A 233-nucleotide genomic window follows, 5' to 3' on the forward strand; every position below is an offset into this window, starting at 1 on the left:
ATCTGCTCAATATGTTCGTTAACCGAGGCATCTTTCTCAATGAAAGTGTCGGAACTCGGTACATAGGCTTCCGGCTGATAGTAGTCGTAGTAGGAAACGAAATATTCCACCGCGTTTTCCGGGAAGAACTCTTTCATTTCGCCATACAGCTGGGCCGCCAGCGTTTTGTTGGGCGCAAGTACCATGGTTGGGCGCTGAAGGTCAGCAATGACATTGGCAATGGTGAAGGTTTT

Annotated in this window: 1 pseudogene; it reads right to left on the minus strand. The window is 48.5% G+C overall.

Annotated elements, in window-relative coordinates:
- Positions 1-233: pseudogene (locus SB753_RS41675) on the minus strand (excinuclease ABC subunit B); the annotation flags it as partial.

The sequence above is a fragment of the Paraburkholderia sp. SIMBA_053 genome (assembly GCF_046534895.1).
GTDB classification, from domain to species: Bacteria; Pseudomonadota; Gammaproteobacteria; order Burkholderiales; family Burkholderiaceae; genus Paraburkholderia; species Paraburkholderia caledonica.